At 70.6% G+C, this 19,664-nt stretch carries 9 protein-coding genes; 5 read left to right on the top strand and 4 right to left on the bottom strand.

The window, feature by feature from the left end:
• Nucleotides 1-51: 51 nt before the first annotated feature.
• A complete protein-coding gene (locus TA3x_RS07210; protein WP_435019718.1) occupies nucleotides 52-1,638 on the bottom strand; it encodes a PfaD family polyunsaturated fatty acid/polyketide biosynthesis protein in 1,587 nt (528 codons plus the stop codon).
• Nucleotides 1,639-2,244: 606 nt separating this feature from the next.
• Here TA3x_RS07210 and TA3x_RS07205 point away from each other — a divergent pair.
• Nucleotides 2,245-11,172 (top strand): GH36-type glycosyl hydrolase domain-containing protein, encoded by an 8,928-nt coding sequence (locus tag TA3x_RS07205; RefSeq protein ID WP_435019716.1) that lies wholly within the window; start codon nucleotides 2,245-2,247, stop codon nucleotides 11,170-11,172.
• Nucleotides 11,173-11,463: 291 nt separating this feature from the next.
• Here TA3x_RS07205 and TA3x_RS07200 read toward each other — a convergent pair whose 3' ends face one another.
• Entirely contained in the window at nucleotides 11,464-11,760 is a 297-nt protein-coding gene (locus TA3x_RS07200) for a hypothetical protein (RefSeq protein WP_435019714.1), read from the bottom strand.
• A gap of 618 nt (nucleotides 11,761-12,378) precedes the next feature.
• Between TA3x_RS07200 and TA3x_RS07195 the strand changes: the two genes are divergently transcribed.
• Together TA3x_RS07195 and TA3x_RS07190 are read left to right on the top strand one after the other, a co-directional pair.
• A complete protein-coding gene (locus TA3x_RS07195) occupies nucleotides 12,379-14,313 on the top strand; it encodes an ABC transporter ATP-binding protein (protein ID WP_435019712.1) in 1,935 nt (644 codons plus the stop codon).
• 104 nt (nucleotides 14,314-14,417) lie between these two features.
• Complete coding sequence (locus TA3x_RS07190) at nucleotides 14,418-15,266, top strand: SIR2 family NAD-dependent protein deacylase (RefSeq protein ID WP_435019710.1); 849 nt, start codon at nucleotides 14,418-14,420, stop codon at nucleotides 15,264-15,266.
• Nucleotides 15,267-15,282: 16 nt separating this feature from the next.
• Here the strand turns inward: TA3x_RS07190 and TA3x_RS07185 are convergent, their stop codons facing one another.
• Nucleotides 15,283-16,173 carry a hypothetical protein gene (locus TA3x_RS07185; RefSeq protein WP_435019708.1) on the bottom strand — a complete coding sequence of 297 codons (891 nt, stop codon included), beginning with the start codon at nucleotides 16,171-16,173 and terminating at the stop codon, nucleotides 15,283-15,285.
• A 621-nt stretch (nucleotides 16,174-16,794) separates the two neighbouring features.
• Between TA3x_RS07185 and TA3x_RS07180 the strand changes: the two genes are divergently transcribed.
• Nucleotides 16,795-17,823 carry a hypothetical protein gene (locus TA3x_RS07180; RefSeq protein ID WP_435019706.1) on the top strand — a complete coding sequence of 343 codons (1,029 nt, stop codon included), beginning with the start codon at nucleotides 16,795-16,797 and terminating at the stop codon, nucleotides 17,821-17,823.
• A gap of 82 nt (nucleotides 17,824-17,905) precedes the next feature.
• On the opposite strand, the gene TA3x_RS07175 is transcribed toward TA3x_RS07180, so the two are convergent.
• Complete coding sequence (locus TA3x_RS07175) at nucleotides 17,906-18,154, bottom strand: hypothetical protein (protein ID WP_435019704.1); 249 nt, start codon at nucleotides 18,152-18,154, stop codon at nucleotides 17,906-17,908.
• Nucleotides 18,155-18,345: 191 nt separating this feature from the next.
• Between TA3x_RS07175 and TA3x_RS07170 the strand changes: the two genes are divergently transcribed.
• The gene (locus TA3x_RS07170) at nucleotides 18,346-19,320 is read left to right on the top strand and encodes a hypothetical protein (protein ID WP_435019702.1); all 975 of its coding nucleotides are present in this window, start codon (nucleotides 18,346-18,348) and stop codon (nucleotides 19,318-19,320) included.
• The last annotated feature ends 344 nt before the right edge of the window (nucleotides 19,321-19,664 follow it).

Below are 19,664 nucleotides of genomic sequence, written 5' to 3'. Positions count from 1 at the left end.
GTCGGGCAGGCGGAGGGCGAGGCGGCGGGGGCGACGTTGCTCAACCCAATCTCATGGGACAATTCGACGGTCGATTTCCGCCTGGGGGAGCGGGACCAATCGCGGAATTCCCGACGGGATGGGGAATCCCTGGGACGCGACGATCCGTGCGCGGGCCAGGACCGCGGCATGATAAAGGATGTTCATGGCGACCTCGGACACCCGCCGGGCCTCCGGGGCCTCCAGGCAGGAGCCGCGGGCCCATTCGTTGAAGGCGGCCATCGCCGGGCCGCACCAGACCTGGTAGTCGACGGCGCGGGACGGCTCGCCCGAGTTGGCCCAGTGCGACGACCGGCCGAGATACCAGCGGAAGATCAGGGCCATCTTGTGCTTGGGGTCGCGCATCCCGCGTTCGACCTGGGCCGGGTCGCGGTCGCGGAAGTAGGCGACCGTCTCGTCCCAGATGGTTTCCAGGGGCGCGCGGAAGATCGTCTTCTCCAGCATCGCCCGGTCGGCCGGGGGGATCTGGTCGATCGACTCGTGGGCGCGATAAAGCTCGAACAGCTTGCCGCCGCGCATGGCGAACATGGTCCCGCGCTTCAGCACCTGGACCTTGATGCCGGCCTCGAACATGTCGGCGGCGGGGGCCATCGCGATGTCGGCCTGCTGGGCCTGGGCGAGCATCTTGCGGACGGTGTCCGACGAGCCGGACTCGACGCACGACTGGTTGACCGAGCCGACGCCGATGTAGTCGGCCCCCATCGCGAACGCCCCGGCCGCCGACCACGGGGTGGAGATCCCCCCGGCGGCGCCGATGCGGGTCGGGCGGTCGAAGCCGAACGGGGCCTGGATCCGGTCGCGCAGGGCCAGGATGGTGGGCAGGAGGACGATGGCGGGCTGGTTGTCCGTGTGGCCGCCGGAGTCGGCCTCGGCGGTGATGTCGCCGGCCATCGGGATCCGCGCCGCCAGGCCGGCCTGCTCCTCGGTGATCTCGCCGGCGGCGACCAGTTCGCGGAGGAATCGCTCGGGCGGCGGGGACAGGAACTTGGTGGCCACCTCGACGCGGGACACCTTGCCGATCACCCGGTTGGGGGCGACCACCCGGCCCGCCTCGTCGCGATGGATCCCCTTGACCCGGTAGCGGACCACCGGCAGGGTCAGGTCGAGATACGCGGAGGCCTCGACCATCCGGACCCCCCGGCGGAGGTAGAGGTCGACGACCGCCGACTCCAGGGCCGGCTCGTTGGGGCTGTGGATCAGGTTGAACCCGTGCGGGCCCCGGTCGCCGAGCGACCGCTGGAGCCGGTCGATGGCGGCCTCGACCTTCGCCAGGGGCAGGCCCGCGGCGCCGAAGATGCCCAGCATCCCGGCCCCGGCCATCGCCTCGACGATCTCGGCCGAGCCGATGCCGTTGGCCATCGCGCCCGAATAATAGGAATAGCGGAGCCCGTGCTCCTCGCGGAACGAGGCGTCCCCCATCGCGTCCGGGCGGACGGCGGGCAGGTAGCCGACGGCCTCCGCCGAGGGGGCGGGCGGGATCCGGCCCGGCTCGATCTCGTCGAGGCGGTAGTCGCCCGGGCGCCCCGAGATCAGGTAGGGTTGGCAGATCCGGCCGAGCGCTCGCTCCAACTGTTCCACGCTCGTCGTCAGCAACACCACGCCACCCCTCCGCCGGGACCCATCGCGGACCGCCCCATGCCGCACGGGCGGCCGGGGCGTAGTTTGCCCATCTTACAGCGCAATGCCGCGCGGGGACTATCCTACCTTGAAGAGGGGACCATTATCGAGATCCCATGGCGGATCCGACCACCCCGAATCTCGGTTTTCGGCAAAAACGATGAAAATTCGAGGGGGAGGCCGCGATCGGGCCGGGCGTGGCGCGGGTTGGGCGGAGATTCGCGACGATCGCGATTGCATCGCGGGGCGATCATCGAAATACTCTCCGCTGAAGACATCCCGGGCCCGGCCATGCCGCCGGGTGCGATGGGGGTCGGCCGGGGCGTCGACCGGGCGCGGCCGAAATCGCCCTTTGGGATGGGAAGATCGTGCGGCGGCGCCGATTGGGGTAAGATGTCCGCACGACTTGGCACTTCTACCGATGTTTGACGCCGGATCGTCGGCGATCGAGGCCGAGGCGGCCCGCCGGGTGCCTTCGGGGCGGATGCCGCCGCGACGGCGGCCCGCCCGCGTCGCCCGGCCCGTGCGAACGTCCCGCGTCCCAGGCCCGTGCCCTTTTTGCCCCGAGCCGCCCGGCGGAGCGGGGGAATGACCAGGGAGATTGTCAGCGGGATGAGCCCTTCCTTCGCAGCCACCACCGAGCCGGCCGCCGCCGGCGCGTCGCCGATCGCCTCCCCGTTCATCGACCCCCGGGGCGAGGCGCCGATCCGCGCCGAGCTGTACGGGCTGGAGCGGCTGGAGGCGCTCGGGCGCCAGCTGGGGGAGGCCTGCGTGATCGCCCCCGGGCTGAAGGCCGGGGACCTGCTCCTCGGCCGGTTCACCCAGAACGGCCAGGTCCTCCACCGCACCCAGAAGCGGCTCGGCGCCGAGGAAGGCCGGCCCGAGGGTCGCGGGATCGACGCCGAGTGGTTCGCCGACAACTTCCACATCATCTCGGACGTCCTCCGCGAGGTCCGGCAGGACCTGCCCAGCGGCTACTATTCCGAGCTGCCCAAGCTGGCGCCGGAGGCGGTCCGCGGCTATCCCCGGGTCTATGCGCTGGCCCTGGCCCTGGTCGCCCACACCGATAGCGAGCTGGACGAGACGCGGATCACCCGCCTCCTGCGGGCGTTCCAGGACGTCTCGGCCCTGACCATCGGCGAACTGTGGGCCGTGCCGACCATGCTCCGGCTGGTCCTGATCGAGAACCTCCGCCGGCTCGCCGAGCGGATGGTCCGCAACTGGGACGAGGCGGGCCGGGCCGAGGCCTGGGCCGCCCAGTGGCTGCCGCCCGCGCGGGGCGAGGAGCCCTCCGGGTCCGCCGACGGCGAGGCCCCGCCGCCCGCGACGATCCCCCCCCTGCCGAGGCTGAGCGACCCGTTCGTGGTCCGGCTGGTGCAGGTGCTCCGCGACCGCGGGCCGTCGGCCGCCCCGGCGCTGAAGGCGCTGGAGGCCGAGCTGGCCAAGACCGGCGCCGACACCAACGCCCTGCTCCGCGACGAGCACCGCCGCCAGGCCGCCAACCAGGTCTCCGTCGGCAACTGCCTGATCAGCCTCCGCCTGCTCTCGGCGCTCGACTGGAACGTCTTCTTCGAGCAGAACAGCCCGGTCGAGGTGCTGCTCCGCGAGGACCCCTCGGGCGTCTACCAGCGCCAGGATTTCGCCACCCGCGACCGCTACCGCCGGGCCGTCGAGAACCTCGCCCGCCGCGCCGGGGCCGAGGAAGCGGCCGTGGCTCGCCGGGTCGTCGAGCTGGCCCGCGCAGGGGCGGCCATCAGCCCCCGCCAGGGCCACATCGGCTACTACCTGATCGATCGCGGATTGCCGGCGCTGAAGCGCGAGTTCGGCTACCGGCCGACCATGGCCGAGCGTCGCCTCGACTTCGCCCGGGCGCACCCCCGCCTGCTCTACTTCGGCTCGATCGGCCTGCTGGTCGCCGGCTTCCTGGCCGGGCTGGTCGCCCTGGGGCTCCGCCACGGGGAATGGGGCTGGGGCGCGGCCGTCCTGCTGGTCGCGGCGCTTCTGATCCCGATCATCGACCTGGCCGTGGGGATGGTCAACCACGCCCTGACCCTGGTGCTGCCGCCGACCAAGCTGCCCCGGCTCGACTTCCGCGACGGCCTGCCCGCCGACTGCTCCACCTTCGTGGTCATGCCCAGCATGCTGGTGCGCCCGGAGAGCGGGGCCGCCCTCCTGGAACGGCTGGAGATCCACCACCTGGCCAACCCGGACCCGTCGCTCCGGTTCGCCCTGCTGACCGACTTCGCCGACGCCGCCGAGGAGCATCGGCCCGAGGACGAACTCTACATCCGCAAGGCCCTGGAAGGGGTCAAGGCGCTGAACGACCGCTACGCGGCGGGCGGGCCGGACAAGTTCTTCCTGTTCCACCGGCGGCGGACCTGGAACCCGGTCCAGGGCAAGTGGATGGGCTGGGAGCGGAAACGCGGCAAGCTGTCCGAATTCAACCAGCTGCTCCGGGGGCACGAGACCAATTATGTGGTCCGGTCGGGCGAGATCGCCGACCTGCCCCGCATCCAGTTCGTGATCACCCTGGACGCCGACACCCAGCTCCCCCGCGAGAGCGCCCGCCGGCTGATCGGCACGCTGGCCCACCCGCTCAACCGGCCCCGGTTCGACCCGGAGCAAGGCCGGGTGGTCGAGGGGCACGGCGTGCTCCAGCCCCGGGTGAGCTACCACCTGTTCGCGGCCACCCGGTCCCGGTTCGCCGGGCTCCTGGCGGCGTCGGCGGGGATCGACCCCTACGCCAACGCCGTGTCCGACATCTACATGGACCTGTTCGACCTCGGCACGTTCACCGGCAAGGGGATCTACGACGTCGACGCCTTCGAGTCGGCCGTCGGCCGGGCCTTCCCGGACAACCGGATCCTCAGCCACGACCTGATCGAGGGGAACTACGCCCGGTGCGGGCTGGTCACGGACGTCGAGCTATTCGACGACTTCCCGCCCCGCTACCACGCCTACGCCCTCCGCGAACACCGCTGGGCCCGCGGCGACTGGCAGCTCCTCCCCTGGCTGGGGCGGACCGTCCCCACCCTGGACGGCCCGAGGCGGAACCCCCTGCCCGACGTCGAGCGCTGGAAGGTCTTCGACAACCTCCGCCGCAGCCTGGTCCCCCCGGCGCTCCTGGCCTTGCTGATCCTGGGCTGGACCGTCCTGCCCGGTTCGCCGTGGCTCTGGACGGCGGTCGCGCTGGCGGTGCCGGCCCTGCCCGTCTTCCAGAACATCTTCGGGGCCAGCTTCAGCGCCGTGAAGGGGCACTCGTTCAGCCCGATGTTCGGCCTCGGCCACAGCCTGCCGCCGACGATCGGCCAGACCCTGCTCTGGATCGCCTTCCTCGCCGACCAGGCCCGCCGCCTCACCGACGCGATCGCGCGGACCCTCTGGCGCCTGTTCGTGTCCAAAAAGAGGATGCTGGAGTGGGAGACGGCCGCCGCCGCCGAGCAGAGGCTGGGCACCGGCATCGGCCAGTTCTTCCTCAACATGTGGCCGTCGATCGCCATCGCGGTCGCCGCCACGGCCCTGGTCGCGTGGGCCCGTCCTTCGTCGCTCCCGGCCGCCGCGCCGGTGCTGATCGCCTGGTTCCTGGCCCCGCTGGTCGCCTACTGGATCAGCCGGCCGAAGCGGCTCGCCGAGTCCCCGCTGACCGTCCCCGAGCGGGTCGAGTTGCGGAGGATCGCCCGGAAGACCTGGCTGTTCTTCGAGACCTTCGTCGGCGACGAGGACCGTTGGCTCCCGCCCGATAACTTCCAGGAAGATTCGATCTCCTCGGGCGGCCGGATCGCGCACCGGACCTCGCCCACCAACATGGGCCTGCTGCTCTTGTCCAACCTGTCGGCCTACGACTTCGGCTACATCGGCATGAGGTCGCTGATCGAGCGGACCGAGAAGACGCTCGACACCTTCGACAAGATGGAGAAGCACCAGGGCCACTTCATCAACTGGTACAACACCCAGACCCTCCGCGTCCTGCCCCCGGCCTACGTCTCCACGGTCGATAGCGGCAACCTGCTCGGCTGCCTGGTCGCCCTGAAGCAGGGGTTGCGCGAGGAGCTGGCCCGACCGTCCTTCGGCACGGCGATCCCCGAGGGTCTGGCCGACGCCCTGGTCGTGCTCCTGGGCGAGCTGAAGCCCGAGCGCACCGCCCGGAACGCGGAGGCCTTCAAGGAGTTCGACGCCTCGGCCCGAGCCGTCGAGGTGCTCCTGGCCGAACGGCCCGCCGACCTGCTCGCGTGGGACGACTGGCTGGGCCGGATCGACTGGGCGGCGACCGCGCTGGCGGCCCGGGTCCGGGGCATGACCGGGCTCGCCCCGGCGGTCCTGGAGCGGGGCGAGGCCTGGGCCCGGAGCCTCGAAACCCAGTTGCGCGGCCATCGCGCCGACCTCGCCGCGCTCGCCCCGTGGCTGGCCCCGGTGGCGTCCCTGGACGCCGCGGCCGACGCGGCCCGGGGGCGATCCGCGGACTTCGACGGGGCCTGGCGGCGGCTGCGGGCCGACCTGATCGCCCCCGCGTCGGTCGATGCGATGGCTCTGGCCGTCCGGGAACTGCCCGGGCGCGTCGCCGAGCTGGAACGGATCGCCGGCGCCGACGCGCCGAGTCCGCTGGTCGGCGGGCTCCGCGCGATCGCCGACGCGGCCGGCCGGTCGGTCGCCGGGGACCTCCGGGACCGCGGCCTCCGCCAGATCGACCGGCTCGACGCCCTGGCCACCGGCATGGACTTCCGGTTCCTCTACAAGCCGGATCGCCACCTGTTCTCGATCGGGATGAACCTCGCCCTGGGGCGGCTCGACGCCTCGTGCTACGACCTGATGGCCTCGGAAGCGTGCCTGTCCAGCTTCCTGGCGATCGCCCGGGGCGACGCCCCGCGCCGCCACTGGTTCCAGCTCGGCCGGCCGTTCATCGAGGCGGCCGGGCGGGTCGGCCTGATGTCGTGGGGCGGCTCGATGTTCGAGTACCTCATGCCCCGGCTGCTCCTGCTCCCCCTGCGCGAGACGCTGCTGGCCGAGGCCCACGAGACGGCGGTCGCCCGCCAGATCGAATATGGCCGCCAGCGCGGGACCCCGTGGGGGATCTCGGAATCGGCCTATGCGGCGTTCAACCTCGACGGCGACTATCACTACCAGTCCTACGGCACGCCCGGCCTGGGCCTGAAGCGCGACCTGGCCGCCGAGCTGGTGCTGGCCCCCTACGCGACCGCCCTGGCCGTGGCGGTGAGGCCGCGCGAGTCCCTGGAGAACTTCCGCAAGCTGGCCGCCGAGGGGGCCGAAGGGCGTTACGGCTACTATGAGGCCGTCGACTTCACCCGGGAGCGGGTCCCCAAGGGGAAGCGTTCGGTCGTGGTCCGGTCCTACATGGCCCACCACCACGGGATGAGCTTCGTGGCCCTGGGCAACGCCCTGCTGGACGAGCCGATGCCCCGGCGGTTCCACGCCGAGCCCATGATCCGCGCCGCCGAACTCCTGCTCCAGGAGCGGGTGCCCCGCGACGTGCCGATCATCGACGCGACCGAGGCGGGCGGCGAGGCCGAGGAGCCGGCGGCCGCCGAGAAGGCGGAGCGCGAGGCGATCCCGCTGATGAGCCGCCGCCTCGGCACGGCGGCCACGCCATCCCCCCGGACCCACCTGCTGTCGAACTCCCAGTACAGCGTGATGGTGACCAACTCCGGGTCCGGCTACAGCACCTGCAAGGGGCTGGACGTGTCCCGCTGGCGCGAGGATTCGACCCGGGATGCCTGGGGCTCCTTCATCTATATCAAGGATGCCGCGTCGGGGGCGACCTGGTCGGCCGGGCACCACCCCACCGGCCGGCCCGCCGACCACTACGAGGCGGTCTTCTCGTCCGACAAGGCGACCTTCCGCCGCCTGGACGGCGAGATCGAGACCCTGACCGAGATCACCGTCTCGCCCGAATCCCGCGCCGAGATCCGCCGCCTGACCGTCACCAACCACGACACCCGCCCCCGCGAGCTGGAGCTGACCAGCTACGTCGAGCTGGCCCTGATCTCCCACGGCGGCGACCTGGCCCACCCGGCGTTCGGCAAGCTGTTCCTGGAGACCTCCTGGTCGCCCGCCGCCGAGGCCCTGACCTGCCGACGCCGCCCCCGCTCCCAGGACCAGGAACCGATCTGGGCGATCCATGCGGTCGCCTGCGACGCCCCGTCGATCGCCGCCACCGAGTTCGAGACCGACCGCGCCCGGTTCCTGGGCCGGGGCCGGACGCCGATCGCACCCGAGGCCCTGGACCCCGGGGCGAAGCTGTCCGGGACCACCGGCGCCGTGCTCGACCCGATCTTCAGCATCCGCCGCCGCGTCCGGGTCGAGGCCGGGACGTCGGTCCAGGTCGCCTTCACGACCGCAGTGGCCGAGAGCCGCGACGAGGCGGCGACCCTGGCCGACCACTACCACGACATGTCCGCCGTGGCGCGGGCCTTCGAGCTGGCCTGGGCCCAGAGCCAGGTCGAGCACCGCACCCGCCACTGGTCGGCCCAGGATTCCCACCTGTTCCAGCGCCTGGCCTCGCACGTCCTGTTCGCCGGCCCGACCCTGCGGGCCGACCCGGCCCTGATCCGCGCGAACCACCGGGGCCAGCCCGGCCTGTGGGCCTACGGGATTTCCGGCGACAAGCCGATCGTGCTGGCCACGATCGCCGAATTCGACGAGGTCCCGCTCGCCGGCCAGCTGCTGATCGCCCACAACTACCTCCGGGTCAAGGGGCTGGACTTCGACCTCGTCCTGCTGGCCGGGCACCCGGAAGGCGGGGGCGAGGAACTCGCGACCCACCTCCTGGACCTGGCCCGGACCGGCGACTCGCGCGACCGGATCGACAAGCCGGGCGGGATCTTCGTCCGGGTTGCCTCGAAGGTCGCCGCCGACGATCGGATCCTGCTGGCCAGCTATGCCCGCGTGGTCCTGTCGGGGGCCCAGGGCACGCTCACTGCCCAGCTCGACCGGATCGAGCGGGTCCGGCCCCTGCCCGATCTCCTGGCCCCGGCCGAATCCCCGTCGCGGCACGCCCCCTCGCCGGCGGTGCGGCCGGACGACCTCCGATTCGACAACGGCATCGGCGGGTTCTCCCCGGATGGCCGCACCTACGCGATCACGGTCGCCACCACGGCCCGGCCCGACGTCGCCCGCAACGGCAAGGTGGAACGGGTCGCCCCGTCGCGGCCGATCCTCCCGCCGGCGCCCTGGATCAACGTCGTGGCCAACCCCGACTTCGGCTTCCTCGTCTCGGAGGCCGGGTCGGGCTACACCTGGGCCGGCAACAGCCAGAGCAACCGGCTGACCCCCTGGAGCAACGACCCGGTCTCCGACCCGCCCGGCGAGGTGCTCTACCTCCGCGACGAGGCGACCGGCGCGATCTGGTCCCCCACGCCGTTGCCTGTCCCCTCGGACGAGCCGACCACGGTCCGCCACGGCCAGGGTTCCACCACCTTCGAGCGCCGCTGCCAGGGGCTCGACCACATCCTGACCCTCCACGTCCCGCCCGACGACCCGATCAAGGTCATCCACCTGAAGGTCGCCAACCCGGGCCTCGCCGCCCGGACGATCTCGGCCACCTTCTACGCCGAATGGGTCCTGGGCGGGGCCCGCGACAACGCCCCGATGCAGGTCATCACCGAGGTCGACCAGGAGACCGGCGCCCTGCTGGCCCGCAACCCGATGAACCCGGACTATGCCGGGCGGGTCGCCTTCCTCGACGTCGATCGACGGCCCCGGACCCTGACCGCCGACCGCACCGAGTTCCTCGGCCGCAACGGCTCGGTCGCCGATCCCGCCGCCCTCGGCCGGGTCGAGCTGTGCGGGACCGTGGGGACGGCCATCGACCCCTGCGGCGCGATCCAGGCCAAGCTGACGATCCCCGCCGGGGGCGAGGAGGAGATCACCTTCTGGCTCGGCCAGGCGGACTCCGCCGAGGAGGTCCGGGCGCTGCTCGCCCGCCACCGCGGGCCGGGCCGCGCCGCCGCCACGCTCGCCGAGGCCCACGCCCACTGGGACCGGATCCTCGGCGCCGTCGAGGTCCGGACGCCCAACGCCGCGATGGACCTGATGCTCAACCGCTGGCTGGCCTACCAGGTGGCGAGCTGCCGGTTCTGGGGCCGGTCGGCCACCTACCAGTCGGGCGGGGCCTTCGGCTTCCGCGACCAGTTGCAGGATTCGATGGCCCTGGTCTACGGCGCCCCCGCCGAGGCCCGCGCCCACCTGGTCCGCTCGGCCGCGAGGCAATTTCGCGAAGGCGATGTCCAGCATTGGTGGCACCCGCCCGCGGGCAAGGGCGTCCGGACCAGGATCACCGACGACCTCGTCTGGCTCCCCTACGTCGCCTGCCATTACATCACCGTCACCGGCGACCACTCCGTCCTGGACGAGACCGCCCCGTTCCTGATCGCGCCGGAACTCCGCACCGGGCAAGAGGATGAATACAGCCTGCCCGAAAGCACCGAGGAGCGGGGCACGCTCTACGAGCATTGCTGCCGCGCCCTGGATCGGGCCGATCGGCTCGGGCCCCACGGCCTGCCCCTGATCGGCACCGGCGACTGGAACGACGGGATGAACCACGTCGGCGCCCAGGGCCGGGGCGAAAGCGTCTGGAATGCCTGGTTCTTCATCGCCACGCTCGACCGGTTTGCAAAGATTGCCGAAATTCGCGGCGATTCTTCCAGGGCCTCCACCTGCCGGGAGCGGTCCGAGGCCCTCCGCCAGGCCATCGAAACCCACGCGTGGGACGGCGACTGGTATCGCCGGGCCTATTTCGACGACGGGACGCCGCTCGGCTCGGCCTCGAACCAGGAGTGCCGGATCGACTCGCTGGCCCAGACCTGGGCGGCCATCTCGGGCGCCGGGCAGCCGGATCGGGTCCGCAAGGGGCTGGATGCCGTCGACTCGATGCTGGTCCGGGAGCAGGATCGGGTGATCCTCCTGTTCACCCCCCCCTTCGACCAGGGCAAGCAGCACCCGGGCTACATCCAGGGCTACGTCCCCGGCGTCCGCGAGAACGGCGGGCAGTACACCCACGCCGCGACCTGGGTGGTCCTGGCCGCGGCGATGCAGGGGCGTGGCGGCCGGGCCGTCCAGTTGTTCGACCTGATCAACCCGGTCCTCCACGCGGCCGACCCGGCTGGCGTCCAGCGCTACAAGGTCGAGCCGTTCGCCGTGGCCGCCGACGTCTACGGCCGCGAGCCCCACACCGGGCGGGGGGGATGGACCTGGTACACCGGGTCGGCGGCCTGGCTGTATCGCGTCGGGTTGGAGTCGATCCTCGGCTTCCACCTCGCCGGCGACCGCCTCGCCATCGACCCGAGGATCGCCCCGGACTGGCCGGGCTTCGAGATCACCTATCGCCGCGGCCCGACGACCTATCGGATCGCGGTCGAGAACCCCGACGGCGTCGAGGTCGGCGTCGTTTCGGCGACCCTCGACGGCCAGCCCGTCGATGCCTCCGCGATCCCCCTGGCCGATGACGGGGCCGAGCACGCGGTCCGCGTGGTCATGGGATCGGCGGGCGATCGGCCGTCCTGAGGCCGGATCAGCGACGAACCCTCGCGGTGCCGGCCCCGTTCGCGGGGCCGGTTTCGTTTCGAAACGCACGACGCCGGACGCCCGTCGGATGACGGATCGGGCCCGGCGTTGCAGAGGGAGATGGATCAGGGGGCGTGATGCGCCAGGGTCGGTGGGGCCTGCGGGCCCGACGACTTGGGGAGGGCGACCCGATGCGGGGGATGCACCGAGCGGATCGGGATGGATGAGGCGGGTCTTCGCAAGGCGCGGCCCATAAATCAGGGACGACCCGCCCGGCCGACCGGAGGCGGATCAGGCCTCGAAGCGATTGCGGACCATGCCGCGGATCTGGAGGTGGCTGACCGGCAGGGACGAGGCCTGGAGCCGATTGATGAGCTTGTTCTCGACCATCTGGGCCGGCGTCAGGTGGGATCGATCATCGACCACCATCGAGTCCTCGGGGAGCATCAGCGAGGCGAATCGGGCGGCGAGGGCACGGGCCGGCGGGGCGGCGGCCGCTTCGAGCAGCAGGTCCGAGGAGAGCGGCGAGGCAACGAAGCGGGGCTCACTGATCGCCGAGATCGGGGTCATCAATTTGGCATCTTTCACGGGGAGGGTCTCCTTCGTGATGAACCGGATCGATCCATCAGCGACGCCACGGTGAAACGCAAAGAGCGTACCGAAAGCATGTTGATCTTGGTCATCACAAAAGCGAGTTGTCAAGAGCCAAGAATCTAAGCATTTCGGCCAGGCCTTCCGTGACCAACGACTGAAGTACGGCCCTTGGGCGCCCAGCGTTGGAAGATTTTCTGCCAATTTTTGTTGCTTGCTGCTCGGTATGAGGCATAACATCCCATCGTATCGAAGATCAGGCGGGCCAAATGGTAAAATCTCGCCGCTCACTTCCAACGCCGCCCCGGCCGCTCCCGTAATATCGATCGTGGGTTGATGGCCCGGATCGATGGGATGAACCCCTCCCGATTGGCCATCCACCGATCGACGCCCCGGCCCCGTCGGCCCGGGGATTCCGACCGAGCGGCTCGCGTCTTGCGTCCCCGATCGGGACGCCCGAAGGATGGGTTGGGTTCCCTAAGCGAGCGGGCGGGATTGACCCCCCCCGGCGGCCCCGCCCTCCGGGCCGCGACCCTTCCCGAGATCCTTTCCCGTCTCTACCCCGAGTCACTTCGTCCGCCGATCACGCCCCGAACCTTCCGAGAAGGATTCGCAATGTTCCCGAAGATGGTCAGGGCCCCGTATCGCCTCTGGCGCGAGTTCCGGAACACCGCCCGGAGGGGCAAGGACGTCTGGCGCCTCCTGCCCGCCGACCAGAAGAAGGTCCTCGGCCTCGCCGTGATCGTCATCGCGATCTGGTCGGGCTCCAATTCGGCCATCGCGCTCGCGCTGGGCAGCGTGGTCGATGTCGTCAAGACGGCCAAGGACGGCGGCATGGGCCGCCCGCAGCTGATCCGGCTGGCCGCCCTCTACCTCGGGGTGATCGGGCTGGCCTACCTCATCCGCGAGGCGATGAGCGTCCTCCGCCGCTACATGGTCAACAGCACCTGCACCCGGATCGACAAGGACATGAGCGTCCGCCTGGTGTCGCACCTCATGGAGGTCGACCTGGCCACCCACGCCCACGAGCAGGTCGGCGCCATCCACGGCCGGATCCAGCGGAGCGTGGAGGGCTACGTCCGGTTCCTCCGGCTGACCATGATCGACTTCCTCCCGCAGATCCTCGCCGGCTCCATCGCGATCCTGATCACGATGTGGAAGGAGCCCCGGGTCGCCCTCGCCATGGTGAGCGTGGTGCCGATCTCGGTCGGCCTGACGATCTGGCAGCTGGTCACCCAGAACGGCGTCCGGCTCGACCTGCTCCGGATCCGCGAGGCGATGGACGGCACCGTGGTGGAGCAGCTCGGCGGGATCGACTACGTCCGCGCCGCCAACACCCACCGCCAGGAGATCGCCCGCGTCGAGAAGGCGGCCGAGCGGCGCCGGGCCAAGGAGCTGCGGCACCACTTCGAGATGTCGCTGTTCGGCAGCGGCAAGGCGCTGAACGAGGGGTTCTTCTACCTGGCGATCATCGCCTTCTGCATCTACCTCTACATCGACGGCAAGATCGGCATCGGCGACCTGATGGCGTTCCCGATGCTGTTCATGAGCGTGATGGGGCCGCTCAACGAGGTCCACCGCTTCGTCGACGAGGGGCACGAGTGCAGCCTCAAGGTCGCCGACCTGGTGCAGCTGCTCGACGAGCCGGTCGACCGCTCGTTCCGCCCGGCCGAGACCGCCGAGCCCCGGCTCGACGGCAGCGTCCCCCTGTTCATGGCCGACGGCCTGTGCGTCGACTATCGCGCCGCCGACGGCCGCCGCAAGCGGGCCCTGGACGGCGTGAGCCTGACCATCCACCACGGCGAGACGATCGGCGTGGCCGGGCGGTCCGGGTGCGGCAAGTCCACCTGGCTGAAGGTCATGATGCGGCTGACCCACCCCACCTCCGGCACCGTCCTGCTGGGCGGGGTGCCCCTGGACAGCGTCTCCCGGGAGTCGATCGGCCACATGATCGGCTACGTCGGCCAGAACCCGTTCGTCTTCTCCGGGACGATCGCCGAGAACATCGCCTACGGGACCGAGGGGGCGACCCTCGACCAGATCCGCCGGGCGGCCGAGCAGGCGTGCATCCACGAGGAGATCGAGGCGATGCCCGGCGGCTACGACGCCATGCTGGCCGAACGCGGCCAGAACCTGTCGGGCGGCCAGCGGCAGCGGATCTCGCTGGCCCGGATCTTCCTCAAGAATCCCCCGGTCCTGATCCTCGACGAGGGGACCTCGGCCCTGGACAACATCAGCGAGCGGAAGGTGCAGCGGGCCATCCACGCCGCCCGCGCCGACCGGACGGTGATCCTGGTGGCCCACCGGCTGTCGACCTTGCTGGACACCGACAAGATCTTCGTCTTCGACGACGGCCGCGTCGCCGAGACCGGCACCTACCACGAACTGGTCCATCGCGGCGGCGTCTTCGCCGACCTGGTCCACTCCGCGTCGGCCGAGGCCGCCCCGGCCCATCCGGCCCCGGCCCTGCCCTCCCACGCCGACGCCATGGCCGACATGTCCCACCTGTTCGACGTCCGGCCGGTCATCGACGGCGTCGAGGTCGTCTGAGCGAACCGGGCCGTCGGCCTGATTGTCTCCATCGGGGCGGCGGGAAGGATTTCGGTCCCTCCCGCCGCCCCTTCTTCGTCCCGGGTGTCTCGGAGGGTGGACGGATGAGCGGCCTCGATCCATCGCTGATCGATCGCGCGGCCCGCGCGATCGCGGACGCCGATGCCCTCATCATCGGCGCGGGTGCCGGCATGGGCGTGGACTCGGGCCTGCCCGACTTCCGGGGCACCCAGGGCTTCTGGCGGGCCTATCCCCCGTTCGCCGAGCGGGGCCTCCGGTTCGAGGACGTGGCCTGCCCGACCTGGTTCCGCACCGACCCGGCCCTGGCCTGGGGCTTCTACGGCCATCGCGGCAACCTGTATCGCGCCACCCGACCGCATGAGGGGTTCCAGATCCTCCGCCGCTGGGCCGATCGGCGGCCGAGCGGCGGCTTCGTGGTCACGTCCAACGTCGACGACCATTTCGCCCGCGCCGGGTTCGCCGAGGACCGGATCGTCGAGGTCCACGGGTCGATCGTCTTTCGCCAGTGCCTGGTCAACTGCGGGGTGGGGATCTTCCCTGCCGGGGATGAGGACGTGGCCATCGACGAGGCCACCTTCCGGGCCATGCACCCCTGGCCGAGCTGCCCCCGGTGCGGCATGCTCGCCCGGCCCAACATCCTCATGTTCGGCGACTCGGGCTGGGACCCGATGCGGGCCGATCGGCAGTCCGTCCACCTGATGGCCTGGCTCGAAGCCCATGCCCGCGGCGGGGCCTCGGTCGCGATCGTCGAGATGGGGGCCGGCTCCGCCGTCGCGACGATCCGCCGGATGTGCGAGGGGTTTGCGCGGACGTTCCGGGGCACCCTGATCCGCATCAACCCCCGCGAGCCCGAGGTGCCCCGGGGCCAGATCGGCCTGCCCGGCGGGGCGCTGGAGACCTTGCGTCTGATCGACGCGGCCCTGGGCGAGTGACGCCGGGGCTCTCCCCTCACGCCGCCAGGAACTCGACCCCCGGGAAGAACGTCCGGCCCGGCCTCGGCCAGATCGGGGGCCGGTCCTGCTCCCGGGCCCGACCGCCCAGGCCGAAGGTCGGCCAACTCCAGCGGTGCCCGAACAGCCCGACCGCCGCCAGCACGCCCAGCGCCGCCAGGTAGCCGATGGCCATCCCCCAGCCCAGCCCGACCTGCGCCGAGGCGGTCCGGAAGCTGCCCAGGAAGGCGACCATGCCGAACACGCCCGACGGCACCGACCGGGCCAGCCGGATCGCTGTGCCGGGCCCGTTTTCCAGGTAGGTCAGGATCAGAAGGGTCAGCCCCACGCCGGGGAACGTGGCGACGATCCCCGAGGCGGTCGGCCCGGCCACCTCGCCCGCGGCCAGGATTGCCATCAGGCAGGCGATCGGGACGACGGTCCGCAGCGCCAAAGCCTGCCAGTGGGAGGGCGGCCGCCCCTTCGCTTCGTCGGGATCGGAGGCCGGCAGCCGCGCGGCCAGTCCCGACCCGGCCAGAGCGGCCAGGCTGGCCACCCCCAGGCGCCCCCCGACCACCATCAGGCCCAGCGACTGGCCGAGCCACACCGCGAAGAAGTACCCCACGGCCGACGCCAGGACGCACACGCTCAGCCGATGCCGGCGGCGGGCGGCCTCGACGAACGCCAGCGGCAACGCCACCGCCCCCACCAGCCCGACCAGGCCGTGGTCGGCCATGTCGAGCGAGACCGACACCCCGCGATCCATCCCGCACCCCGCCAGCGCCACCGCCGACGTGCACGGCAAGCCCAGGGCCAACGCCCCCCACCTCGGCCCGGCGGCCCGGCCGATGACCCTCAGGGCGTGGGATGTCAGGACGACCAGCGCGATCTTGGCAAGGATGGCACTCATCGGGGGTCGCTCCTGCCCCCCCATCCCGGGCGGGTCGGGGGGCGGCATCATCTCTGGGGGTCGATCAAGGTGAGGATGCTTCGGGGGCGACCGAATCGCCTGCCTCCCTTCATCGACAACCGTCCGCGAGGACTTGAGCGATTGCGGCAAAATTGCCGATTATCGTGGTGCGTCGGGCGGCAGGATCGAATTCGGGAGCGTCGAGACCTCATGAACCGCCACGACCGCCCGAAGCCGGCCGGCGCCGAGATCGCGGCAACCCGGCGAAAGTGAGCGTGGCAGGTCTGAGTCGGCGGAGGTGCTTATCCCCGCCGGAAAGGGTTCGCTCGTCATTGGGTGCCTTGCCTAAGATCAGGACCGGGGAATCGGCCCGATCGATGTGGCTGGGGCGAACCGGCTCGGATCGCCGTCATCGCAGGCAGTTGCGGCTTGCGGGAAACTCTCTGGCCGAGGGAGGATGGCAGGTTGCGCTGGATTTATTTCAACGACAGCGATCAGGAAGCCGCTGAGCGAGAGGTCGTCCTCGCCAGGATCGACGCATGGTGGCGCGCATTCGAGGGGAAAGTCGACGACCTCCAAGCACACTTCAAACGCGAGGCCCATTGGGACCTGCCGCGATGGATGAACGATGTCCTTCATCCGATCCACCCCGAGATCATGTGGGAGTTCGGGCCGGCGGTCGATGGCGACGGCCACCGGCTGGTCCTGACCCCCGAGTCGGCCCATGAACTCCGGCCTTTGGTCGCCAAAATCCTCGAACGCGCCCCTTCGATTCCGGGGTGGGAGTTCTATGACGCACGACTTCCGGAAGACTTGGCTTCGACGATGGCCACGGTCACCGGGCGAACGTCTTATGACATCGGGGACTTTCTGGTCCGGGTTTCGGTCGGCGACGGGCGGCTGATCGACCTCTGCTATTTTTCTCCCCGCATCCAGGGCGCCGAGGATGAGGCGGCCTTTGGCGCGGCGTTCGTCGCGACCGAGACGCTGCTCGGCGAGCACTGCCTCGACCGTTGGATCGGGGCGATCGAGATCAGCCCGATGAGAGTCGGGGAGAATCCGCGCCATGCCATCCAGCTCGGCCGGTTCAAAGAGACGGTCGATGCCGTCGTCGAGGGCATTCGTGACCAACTCCCACCGACCCCGCATCATGAATGGGCGGTCCAGGCCGAGTGGACGATGTGGGAACTCAAGCCCGAGCCGGCCGACGACTTCCCGGACCAGGCCGATCTCTTCGTCGGGAAGTCAGCCAACCCCGCGATGTGGGTCGCGGCCCACTCCGGCGGACTCTTCCACTCCGAACGTTTCTCTCGCTGCGGCGAGACGTTCTGCTACCTGAAGGTCGACGGGGCCGAAGGACTCGAAGATTCGACCTTTGGCGACAAGGGCGACATCGAAGATGCCCTGGATGAAGCCTTGATCCCACGGGGCCTGGGCTGCCACGTCGGCGGCGGCATGGGGCTTCGCTACGCCTACATCGATCTGGCCCTCACGGATGTGACCGGGGCGATCACCGCGATACGCGAACGCTTGCAGGCGGGGCGGGTGCCGAAACGATCCTGGATTCTCTTCTTCGACTCCGACCTGGCGAGCGAATGGGTCGGCGTTTACGACGACACGCCACCCCCTCCCGGGTGCCCGAACGCCTAGCGTCGCCAGCTTGATTTCATCTTCGGGCCTCGATCTGCCAACTCGTCTGAATGGTGGCGGGTGGCAGGCATCGCGAGTCTTTTCATTTGTCTGGTTGCATCAGCCAACCGGTGGCCATCAGTCCGATGGAGACGGCCATTGCACCCAAAAACAAGTAAACGGGGAGAATGGAGATCCCTTCCGCCACCATCTCGGGCCGGGGCTGGGACGGATCTTGAATCACTGGCGTGTCCTGGAAGAACCAGAAGTAGACGAATGACCCGAACAAGATGGTGAGGGGAACGGCTGCCAGCGAAAAACCGAGCCAGAACAGAAGCTTGGAGGGATGCATTCGTCACTCCCAATTCAAGAAGTGTTCCAGGGCCCGTCGGCGGGTGGCCGGGGTCGCCGGCGCCGAGCACCAGCCGGTCGGTCCGGCCGAAATCGGGGGGCCCGCCTCAAAGATTGTGCGAATCGCCCCGGGATTTCACGATAGTGTCGGGTGAAAAACTCGCCGCTCGTCGCACCGCGTGGACTTCACCCATGACCGAATCCCGGCCCGACCTCGACCCGCCCGCCGGCTGCAAATACCCCGACGCCAACGTCCTGATCCACGGCTACGCCACGCCCATCCCGCGCGTGCCGGAGAACATCCGCAACGTCTCGGAGCGCGAGGCGATGTTCTTCCACACCTTGAACCCGCGCAACTACTGGCAGGCGTGGCTGGCCGACGACGCCGCGCGGACCACCCTGCGGCTCGACCGCCTGGCCCGGATCGAACGCCGCGAGCGCGACCGGATCGCCCTGCGGGCCGAGACGTTCTGGGACGACGACCGCCGCGCCGAGGCCGAGGAGATCGGCGCCCGGCTGGCCCTCGACCCGGCCCGCTCGGCCGAACGCCTACGGCGCACGCCCCACGGCTGCGACTGGATGATCGGCCGCTGGGAACTGCTGGCCCGCGAGGTCGAGCAGGGCCGGGGCTGGACCGAGGCCCACGTCGCACTCGCCCACGACCTGCTGGGCACCCCGGCCGACTTCCGCGCCGAGCCCCCCGGCCGGGGCCCCTCCCCAGCCGACCTCGCCGCCCGCGAGATCGCCGGCCTCCGCGCCCGCCGGGCCGAGGTGGCCGAGGCCGACGCCCTGGACCGGGCGCTGGCGATGGCCGACATGGGCGAGGCATCGACGCCCGAGCTGCGCCAGCTGCGGCGCCACGAGTCGGCCCTGCACAAGCGTCTGCGCTGGACCCTGCACCAACTCCACGTCGAGCCCCGGCACCACCGGCCCAACCCCAACCTCGCCCACCTCTACCAGCCCGAACCGGAGCCGCAACCGGCCCCGCCGATCGCCGAGCCCGAGCCGCAACCGGAATCCGAGACCGAGATCGTACCGGATCCGACCTCCGAACCCCCGGCCGTTGCCCAGGAACCCGCCCCGGCCCGCCGTCCCGACCCGGTCGCGCTGAAGGCCCTGGCCCGCCGCCAGGCGCGAAAGCGCCACGCCGATCGCCTCGACCGCTGACGATGCCTTGCGAACACCCCGATTCGAGGATCGATCCGCCGTCCCCCGGCCCGGAGCCGTCCCGCTGCGCCCTCGATCGTCCCTCGGCCCTGTTCCTTGAGAATTCGGTGATATGGGCGGATCGATTCTGCTCGGGGAATGATCGCGACACGGGTCGTTACACGGTCCGCGGCCCTTCGGAACGCCCGCAATGAACCAGCCGCGGTGGGGCATTGTCAGCGATCACGGAACGAACCCAATTTCGGCGCCTGGCTCACTTCTTCCGGTGCAGAACGAACCCATTTCGATTGCGACCCGGGATTGGCCGAAGGCACCCCCCCGACGAAGCCAAAGACCTGAACCCA

This window comes from Tundrisphaera macrotermitis (assembly GCF_051175315.1).
Classification (GTDB): Bacteria; Planctomycetota; Planctomycetia; order Isosphaerales; family Isosphaeraceae; genus Tundrisphaera.
This window is presented reverse-complemented; position numbering and strand designations above follow the sequence as displayed.